Annotated in this window: 9 protein-coding genes; 6 read left to right on the top strand and 3 right to left on the bottom strand. The window is 66.8% G+C overall.

Annotated features, from left to right (window positions below; all coding sequences use genetic code 11):
• Nucleotides 1-154 precede the first annotated feature (154 nt).
• From ACIQ5Y_RS21655 to ACIQ5Y_RS21665, 3 genes are all read right to left on the bottom strand, one after another.
• Nucleotides 155-1,612: a catalase gene (locus ACIQ5Y_RS21655; protein WP_403882641.1), complete on the bottom strand. Its 1,458-nt coding sequence runs from the start codon at nucleotides 1,610-1,612 to the stop codon at nucleotides 155-157.
• Between the two features lie 211 nt (nucleotides 1,613-1,823).
• Nucleotides 1,824-2,714: a 2-hydroxy-3-oxopropionate reductase gene (locus tag ACIQ5Y_RS21660; RefSeq protein ID WP_384592787.1), complete on the bottom strand. Its 891-nt coding sequence runs from the start codon at nucleotides 2,712-2,714 to the stop codon at nucleotides 1,824-1,826.
• Between the two features lie 75 nt (nucleotides 2,715-2,789).
• Nucleotides 2,790-3,623 carry a TIM barrel protein gene (locus ACIQ5Y_RS21665; protein WP_362068400.1) on the bottom strand — a complete coding sequence of 278 codons (834 nt, stop codon included), beginning with the start codon at nucleotides 3,621-3,623 and terminating at the stop codon, nucleotides 2,790-2,792.
• Between the two features lie 125 nt (nucleotides 3,624-3,748).
• Between ACIQ5Y_RS21665 and ACIQ5Y_RS21670 the strand changes: the two genes are divergently transcribed.
• From ACIQ5Y_RS21670 to ACIQ5Y_RS21695, 6 genes are all read left to right on the top strand, one after another.
• The gene (locus ACIQ5Y_RS21670) at nucleotides 3,749-4,000 is read left to right on the top strand and encodes a thiamine-binding protein (RefSeq protein WP_403882645.1); all 252 of its coding nucleotides are present in this window, start codon (nucleotides 3,749-3,751) and stop codon (nucleotides 3,998-4,000) included.
• A complete protein-coding gene (locus ACIQ5Y_RS21675) occupies nucleotides 3,997-4,395 on the top strand; it encodes a helix-turn-helix domain-containing protein (protein WP_403882647.1) in 399 nt (132 codons plus the stop codon). Before ACIQ5Y_RS21670 ends, ACIQ5Y_RS21675 begins: the two co-directional genes overlap by 4 nt.
• A gap of 154 nt (nucleotides 4,396-4,549) precedes the next feature.
• Nucleotides 4,550-5,068 (top strand): 2-oxo-4-hydroxy-4-carboxy-5-ureidoimidazoline decarboxylase, encoded by a 519-nt coding sequence (gene uraD, locus ACIQ5Y_RS21680; RefSeq protein ID WP_403882650.1) that lies wholly within the window; start codon nucleotides 4,550-4,552, stop codon nucleotides 5,066-5,068.
• A 2-nt stretch (nucleotides 5,069-5,070) separates the two neighbouring features.
• A complete protein-coding gene (uraH, locus tag ACIQ5Y_RS21685) occupies nucleotides 5,071-5,463 on the top strand; it encodes a hydroxyisourate hydrolase (protein WP_376658319.1) in 393 nt (130 codons plus the stop codon).
• Between the two features lies 1 nt (nucleotide 5,464).
• The gene (gene pucL, locus ACIQ5Y_RS21690; RefSeq protein ID WP_384592803.1) at nucleotides 5,465-6,388 is read left to right on the top strand and encodes a factor-independent urate hydroxylase; all 924 of its coding nucleotides are present in this window, start codon (nucleotides 5,465-5,467) and stop codon (nucleotides 6,386-6,388) included.
• 216 nt (nucleotides 6,389-6,604) lie between these two features.
• A complete protein-coding gene (locus tag ACIQ5Y_RS21695) occupies nucleotides 6,605-8,008 on the top strand; it encodes an 8-oxoguanine deaminase (RefSeq protein ID WP_403882654.1) in 1,404 nt (467 codons plus the stop codon).
• Nucleotides 8,009-8,187: the final 179 nt, after the last annotated feature.

Here is an 8,187-nt window from a genome sequence, read left to right on the forward strand (position 1 = left end):
GGCCTCGGAACCCATTACCACCGCACTGGCTCGCACGCTCGCCACGGTCCTCGTCCTGCCCTCACCGCGTACCACCCCTCATCCGGGTAAGCGGGTCGGGCTCGGTACCCGGGACCTGACCTCCCGTCAGGCCCCCGGTACAGCTTTGCGGCTCTCAGGCGTCGCGCAGGGCGCGGACGGCCTCCTCGACGCGACGGCCGTAGTCGGCGTCGGCGGCGTGGAAGTGAGCCAGGTTCTTCTCGATGACGTCCTCGAGGGTGACCTGAGACAGGCCGCCGGCGATGTTCGCCACCAGACGCTGCTTCTCGGCCTCCGACATCAGGCGGTAGAGCTCACCGGCCTGGAAGAAGTCGTCGTCCTTGGTGTGGGCCGGCGCGGCGTGGGTGCCCGTGTAGCCGGAGACGGCCTTCGGGGCGCCGAGCGCGAGACCGGTCTCGGCCGGACCCTGGTACGAGTTGGGCTCGTAGTTCTTGTCGTGGCGCGAGCCGTTGCGCAGCGCCATGACGCCGTCGCGGCCGTAGTTCTCGGCCTTCGTCGCCTTCGGGGCGTTGACCGGCAGCAGGGTGTGGTTCACACCGAGGCGGTAGCGCTGGGCGTCGGCGTACGCGAACAGACGGCCCTGGAGCATCTTGTCCGGCGAAGCGGTGATGCCCGGGACGAAGTTGTTCGGCGAGAAGGCGGACTGCTCGACCTCGGCGAAGACGTTGTCGGGGTTCCGGTCCAGGACCAGGCGGCCGACGCGCTGCAGCGGGTAGTCCGAGTGCGGCCACACCTTGGTGAGGTCGAACGGGTTGAAGCGGTAGTCCGCGGCCTCGGCGGCGGGCATGATCTGCACGTACAGGGTCCACGAGGGGTTCACACCGCGCTCGATGGCCTGCAGCAGGTCGGTCTGGTGCGAGTTGGCGTCGGAACCGACGATCTCGGCGGCCTGCTCGCCCGAGAGGGAGCGGATGCCCTGGTTCGTCTTGAAGTGGTACTTGACGAAGAAGGCCTCGCCGGACTCGTTGGTCCACTGGTACGTGTGGGAGCCGTAGCCGTTCATGTGACGGTACGACGCCGGGATACCGCGGTCACCCATGAGCCAGGTGATCTGGTGCGTCGCCTCGGGGGCGTGCGCCCAGAAGTCCCAGACGTTGTCCGGCTCCTGCTTGCCCGTGAAGGGGTCGCGCTTCTGGGAGTGGATGAAGTCGGGGAACTTGATCGGGTCCTTGATGAAGAACACCGGGGTGTTGTTGCCGACGAGGTCGTAGTTGCCCTCTTCGGTGTAGAACTTCAGCGCGAAGCCGCGCGGGTCACGGACGGCGTCCGCGCCACCGAGCGAGTCCGCCACGGTGGAGAACCGCAGGAAGGTCTCGGTCTTCTTGCCGACGGTGTTCAGGAACGCGGCGCTGGTGTACGCGGTGACGTCGTCGGTCACCTCGAAGTAGCCGTACGCGGCGGAACCGCGGGCGTGCACCACGCGCTCCGGGATGCGCTCCCGGTTGAAGCGGGCAAGCTTCTCGATCAGCTGCTGGTCCTGGACCAGCAGGGGGCCACCGACGCCGGCGGTGGCGGAGTTCTGGTTGTCGGCGACCGGGGCGCCGGACTCGGTCGTCAGCGTGCGCTTCGACATGGTGACCTTCCGTACGGGTAACTGCTGACGGAAAGTGTCTTCCGCCATGCGGAGCCTAATTTCGGCATGAACTAAACGTCAACAGTTTGTTGAACAAAGTTGAGGAGAGGTAATCCGGACGGCGTCGGCACTTGGGCGCGACAGGACAGGTGTCAGCACCGACGCCATCCGGAAACTCAGGTCCCCCTAGGGGGAGGGGTGCTCTGGAAGATCAGAGCTGGGCGCCGGAGAGGCGCTCGACCGCACGGAGCAGGGCCGAGTGGTCCAGGCCACCGTCACCCTGGGCGCGCAGCGAGGCGACCAGCTGGGCGACGACCGCGCCGACCGGGAGGGCCGCACCGACGTTGCGGGCGGCGTCGGTGACGATGCCCATGTCCTTGTGGTGCAGGTCGATCCGGAAACCGGGCTTGAAGTCGCGGTTCAGGAAGTTGTCCTTCTTGCGGGTCAGGACCGTGGAGCCGGCCAGACCACCGTTGAGGACGTCCAGGGCGGCCTCGAGGTTCACGCCGGACTTCTCGAGGAAGACGACGGCCTCGGCGCAAGCCTGGATGTTCACCGCGACGATGAGCTGGTTGGCGGCCTTCACCGTCTGGCCGGAGCCGTGCGGACCGCACAGGACGATGACCTTGCCGAGGGCCTCGAGGATCGGCAGGGCCGCGTCGAAGTCGGCCTGCTCGCCACCCACCATGATCGACAGGACGGCCTCGATGGCGCCGGCCTCGCCGCCGGAGACGGGCGCGTCGATGACGCGGATGCCCTTCTCGGCAGCGTTCTTCGCCAGGTCGACCGAGGTCTGCGGGGTGATCGACGACATGTCGATGATCAGCGCGCCGGACTTGGCGTTCTCGAGGATGCCGTTCGGGCCGTAGTTGATGGCCTCGACCTGCGGGGACGCGGGCACCATCGTGATGATGACGTCGGCGTCGGCGACGGCCTCGGCGATCGAGCCGGCCGCGGAACCGCCGGCGGCGGCCAGACGGTCCAGCTTGTCCTGCTCAAGGGTGAAACCGGTGACCGAGTAGCCGGCCTTCAGGAGGTTCTCGGACATGGGGGAGCCCATGATGCCGAGACCGATCCACGCGATCTTGGGGAGGTTGCTCATGATGAGGGTCCTTCTCTTAATGCTTCGTACGAAAAGTGCGAGAGGTGCCTGGCCGATCGCCCGGACTTTGTCCTCTTACTTGGCGGCGCGGGCCTCGGCCGGCAGCCATTCGAAGGACGCGGCGGCGTCGGCCGCCTTGTACTCCAGGCCCACGTAGCCCTGGTAACCGGCCTTCTTCAGCTGGTCGAGCAGGTCTTCCAGGGGCAGCTCTCCGGTGCCGGGGGCACCGCGTCCGGGCTTGTCCGCGATCTGGACGTGCCCGGTCTTGGCGGCGTACTTTTCGATGACCTCGGAGAGGTCCTCATCGTTCATCGCCAGGTGGTACAGGTCGAGCAGGAACTTGGCGTTGCCGAGGCCGGTGGCCTCGTTCACCTTGTCCACTACCTCGATGCCGGCCGGGGCGCTCACCAGGGGGTAGAGCGGCGACTCGGGCTTGTTGAGGGTCTCGATCAGGAGGATCGCGCCGACGCGGTCCGCGGCCTGGGCCGCGACGACCAGGTTCTTCAGCGCGAGCTCGTCCTGGACGGCCGGGTCCACGCCTTCGACGCGGTTGCCGTACAGGGCGTTCAGCGCCTTGCAGCCGACCGAGGCGGCGAAGTCCGCCGCCACGTTGATGTTGGCGTTGAAGCGCTCCGACTCCTCACCGGGAACCGAGACCGCGCCGCGGTCCGGGCCCGGCAGCTGGCCGGCGTAGAAGTTCAGGCCCACCAGCTGCGTGCCGGCGTCCTCAAGAGCCTTCTTGAGGGCGTCCAGCTCTTCCTGGGCGGGGGTGGGGGTCTCGATCCAGGGCCACCACAGCTCGACCGCCGTGAAGCCCGCCGCGGCGGCAGCCGCGGGGCGCTCCAGGAGCGGGAGTTCCGTGAAGAGGATCGAAAGGTTCACATCGAAGCGCTGGTCCGTGTATCCCATGAGGGGTGTGCGCTCCTTCCGTATTGCGGAAGTTAGTTTCTGCTTGATGGAAGACTGCATGGGCTTGCGCGCGGATGTCAAGTACGGACTCTCGAAAAATCGCGACCGAGAGGTAGCTTGACCGCGTGCGATTGAGAGTGGAGTTCACGACCGAGCCCTTCGACCTCGAAGAGGCCCCCGCCCACGCCGTGGCCGCCCGTGAGGTCATCCAGAAGGCCCAACTGGACGCGGTGGATGTCGGCCCGTTCGGCAACACCGCCGAGGGCGAGGCCGAACGCGTGCTGGACGCCGTGCGCGCACTGCTGCACGACTCCCTGAGGGCCGGCGCCACGCGCGTCTCGCTCCAGGTCAACGTGATCGGGGAGGAGAAGCCATGACCGAGCCCCGCGACCACCCCTTCATCACCGCGGTCAAGCCGCTGATCGACGCCATGGGCGGCGAGCTGATGGATCCGGCCCGGGCCGAGCCCGACGACGTCGTGCTCACGTGGGAGGGCGAGGAGCTGCTCGCCGTGCGCCTGCCCCAGCTCTCGGACTCGCTGGACCACATCCTGGCCGCCCTGGAGCGCCGACACGGCGTACCGTTGTCACAGCTCGACCGGAAGTCCAAGCAGGACGTCGTACGCGTACTGGAGGCGCGTGGCGCCTTCTCGGTGCGGCACGGTGTGGAAACGGTCGCGGGCGCACTGGGCGTAAGCCGATTCACGGTCTACAACTACCTGAACCGGGACGCCGGAGCTCAAAAGGGATCCGGCAAAAACAGCCAAACGTGAACGTAAACTCACCCACAGTGACGAGCCGCCGCCCAATTCACCCGGGCGGCGGCTTTTGTGTACGCGAAGTTTCAACAAAGTGTTGACGCCGTGTTGTCGAGGGCGTTAGCTATGCGGAGCCCGTCAAAGCAACAACAGGCCACGGAGGCCTACCGTGACTTCGAGTCCGACCCCGGGTCTCACCCGGTTCAACGCCTTGGATGACAGCGCGGCCACGGCCGAGCTGCACGAGGTGTGCGCCAGTTCGGCATGGGGGAGCAAGATGCTCGCCCAGCGCCCCTTCGCCACTGCCGAGTCCCTGTTCGCCGCGAACGCAGCCGCCATGGCGGAGCTCACCGCGGACGACCTGGGCGAGGCCATGGGAGGCCACGCGCCGATCGGCCGGCCGAAGCCGGGAGACCCGACCTCCGCCCGCGAGCAGCGTGGCATGGCCGGTGCCTCGGAGGAGCTCAAGAACGAGCTCCTCGAACTGAACCTGGCCTACCAGGAGAAGTTCGGCCACGTCTTCCTCATCTGCGCCACCGGTGCGACCGGTGAGTTCATGCGGGACTCGGTGAAGGTCCGGATCGACAACTCGCCGGAGCAGGAGCGAGAGATCGCTCGCGGCGAGCTCGTCAAGATCAACAACATCCGCCTGACCCGTCTCGTCGAATCCGCAGAAGAAGGAGAGTGAGCATGAGCACCGAGACCACCGCGTCGGTGTCCACGCACATCCTGGACACCAGCATCGGAAAGCCCGCCGAGGGCGTCGCCATCTCCCTGTCGGCCCGCACGGGTCTTGACGGCGAGTGGGCGGCCCTGGGTGGCTCCGCCACCGATGCGGACGGGCGCTGCAAGGACCTGCCGGCCCTGCCGGAGGGCACCACACACGTGCGTCTCGACTTCGAGACCGAGACGTACTTTTCCAAGAAGCAAGCCGCCGAGGCGCAGCAGGACGCCCCCCGCGTAAGGGACAGCAGTACGTTTTTCCCCGAGGTCACCATCACCTTCGCGGTGAACCCGGGCGAGCACTACCACGTACCGCTGCTGCTCAACCCGTTCGGCTACTCCGTTTACCGAGGGAGCTAGCATGGCCACGATTCTGGGCCAGAACCAGTACGGCAAAGCAGAGAACCGCGTAGTCAAGATCACGCGGGACGGCGACACCCACCACATCAAGGACCTGAACGTCTCGGTCGCCCTCTCCGGCGACATGGACGACGTCCACTACAACGGTTCGAACGCCAACTGCCTTCCGACCGACACCACCAAGAACACGGTGTACGCGTTCGCCAAGGAATACGGCATCGAGTCCGCCGAGCAGTTCGGCATCCACCTGGCGCGCTGGTTCGTCACCAGCCAGGAGCCGATCAAGCGCGCGCGCATCCGGATCGAGGAGTACGCCTGGGACCGGATCGCCACGTCCGACGCCAACTCCAAGTTCATCGGCGCCGATGAGGTGAACCACTCCTTCGTCCGCAAGGGCATGGAGACCCGCGTCACCCAGATCACGTACGACGGTCAGAACTGGGAGGTCATCTCCGGCCTCAAGGACCTGATCGTCATGAACTCCACGAACTCCGAGTTCTGGGGTTACGTGAAGGACAAGTACACGACCCTGCAGGAGGCGTACGACCGCATCCTGGCCACCCAGGTGTCGGGTCGCTGGCGCTTCAACTGGTCGGACGACGAGCAGCGGATGCCCAACTGGGAGAAGTCCTACGGCGAGGTCAAGAAGCACATGCTTCAGGCCTTCGCGGAGACCTACTCCCTCTCGCTGCAGCAGACCCTGTACCAGATGGGTTCGCGCATCATCAACCACCGTTCGGAGATCGACGAGGTTCGCTTCTCGCTCCCGAACAAGCACCACTTCCTGGTCGACCTTGAGCCCTTCGGCCTCAAGAACGACAATGAGGTGTACTTCGCCGCGGACCGTCCGTACGGTCTCATCGAGGCCACGATCCTCCGCGACGGCGTGGATGCCCGCATTCCCGTGGACATGACCAACCTCTAAGGGTCCGGTCGAAGCTCGGCACGTGCCGTCCCGGGGCTCCGCAGTGGCCCCGGGACAGCGCGACACTCTTCAACTTCATGATCAAAATCATGAATCGGCACCCGGCAGCATCATATGGGGCGGCAGTACTGTCAGCTGCCAAGGCCCCCGGCTCCGGCACTCAAATCCCCAGGGTTTTGCCGTGCCCGCATCGCCACCAAAGCACAAGGATGTCTCATGGCAGCTTCGTCCTCGCATGACGGCTCGGTAGAGCGGATCGTCATCGAAAACTGTGCGATTGCAACTGTCGACGCGAATGACACCGAGTACGCCTCGGGTCACGTGGTCGTCGCAGGCAACAAGATCGAGTTCATCGGCGCGGGCGCTGCCCCCGAGAACCTCGACAACGTCGTCCGTCGGATCGACGGCACCGGGCACCTCGTGACCCCCGGTCTGGTCAACACGCACCACCACTTCTACCAGTGGATCACCCGCGGCCTGGCCACCGACCACAACCTGTTCAACTGGCTCGTCGCGCTGTACCCGACATGGGCGCGCATCGACGAGCAGATGACGTACACGGCCGCGCAGGGCTCCCTCGCCGCGATGGCCAAGGGTGGCGTCACCACTGCGATGGACCACCACTACGTCTTCCCCAAGGGCTCCGGTGACCTCTCCGGCTCGATCATCCGAGCCGCGTCCGAGATGGGCGTCCGCTTCACCCTCGCCCGCGGTTCCATGGACCGCAGCGTGAAGGACGGCGGCCTGCCCCCGGACCACGCCGTCGAGACCCTCGAGGGTGCGCTCGCCGACACCGAGGCGACGGTCAAGAAGCACCACGACGCCTCCTTCGACTCGATGACCCAGGTCGCCGTCGCTCCGTGCTCCCCCTTCTCGGTCTCCACCGAGCTGCTGAAGCAGGGTGCCGAGCTGGCCCGTCGCCTGGGTGTGCGGATGCACACGCACGGTTCCGAGACCGTCGAGGAAGAGCAGTTCTGCAAGGAACTGTTCGGCATGGGCCCCACCGACTACTTCGAGTCGACCGGCTGGCTGGGCGAGGACGTGTGGATGGCGCACAGCGTCCACATGAACGACTCAGACATCGACGCGTTCGCCCGGACCAAGACCGGTGTGGCGCACTGCCCGTCCTCCAACGCCCGTCTGGCCGCCGGTATCGCCCGCGTCCCGGACATGCTCGCCGCCGGTGTCCCGGTCGGCCTCGGCGTGGACGGCACCGCCTCCAACGAGTCCGGTGAGCTGCACACCGAGCTGCGCAACGCGCTCCTGATCAACCGCCTGAACCCGATCCACCGCGAGCGCGCCCTGAACGCGCGCCAGGCCCTGCGCCTGGGTACGTACGGTGGAGCCCAGGTCCTCGGCCGCGCCGACAACATCGGTTCGCTGGAGGTCGGCAAGTGCGCCGACCTGGTGCTGTGGAACCTGAGCACGTTCATGCACTCCTCGATCGCCGACCCGGTGACCGCGCTGGTCTTCGGCGCGGCCGCCCCGGTGACGGCCTCGTTCGTCAACGGGAAGCAGATCGTGGAGAACAACCGACTCCTCTTCGTCGACGAGGACGCCATCGCGGTGTCCACGCGGGAAGAGGCCCAGCGCCTCGCGCGGATTTCCGCGCAGGCCTGATCCCACGGAGTCCGGCCGGGGGGGACGGCCCCCGGCCGGCCGCCGCCGCCCCCCGCGGGGGCCCCGGCCCCCCGTACCCGGCGCGCCCCGGGGTCACCACCCGCCCACCTGGGGGCGGTGAAACAGTACAAACCCCCTAACCTAGACCCACCGCCCAGCCACAACGCCATGCCCATGTG

The organism is Streptomyces sp. NPDC096339 (assembly GCF_044762985.1).
Taxonomy (GTDB): domain Bacteria; phylum Actinomycetota; class Actinomycetes; order Streptomycetales; family Streptomycetaceae; genus Streptomyces.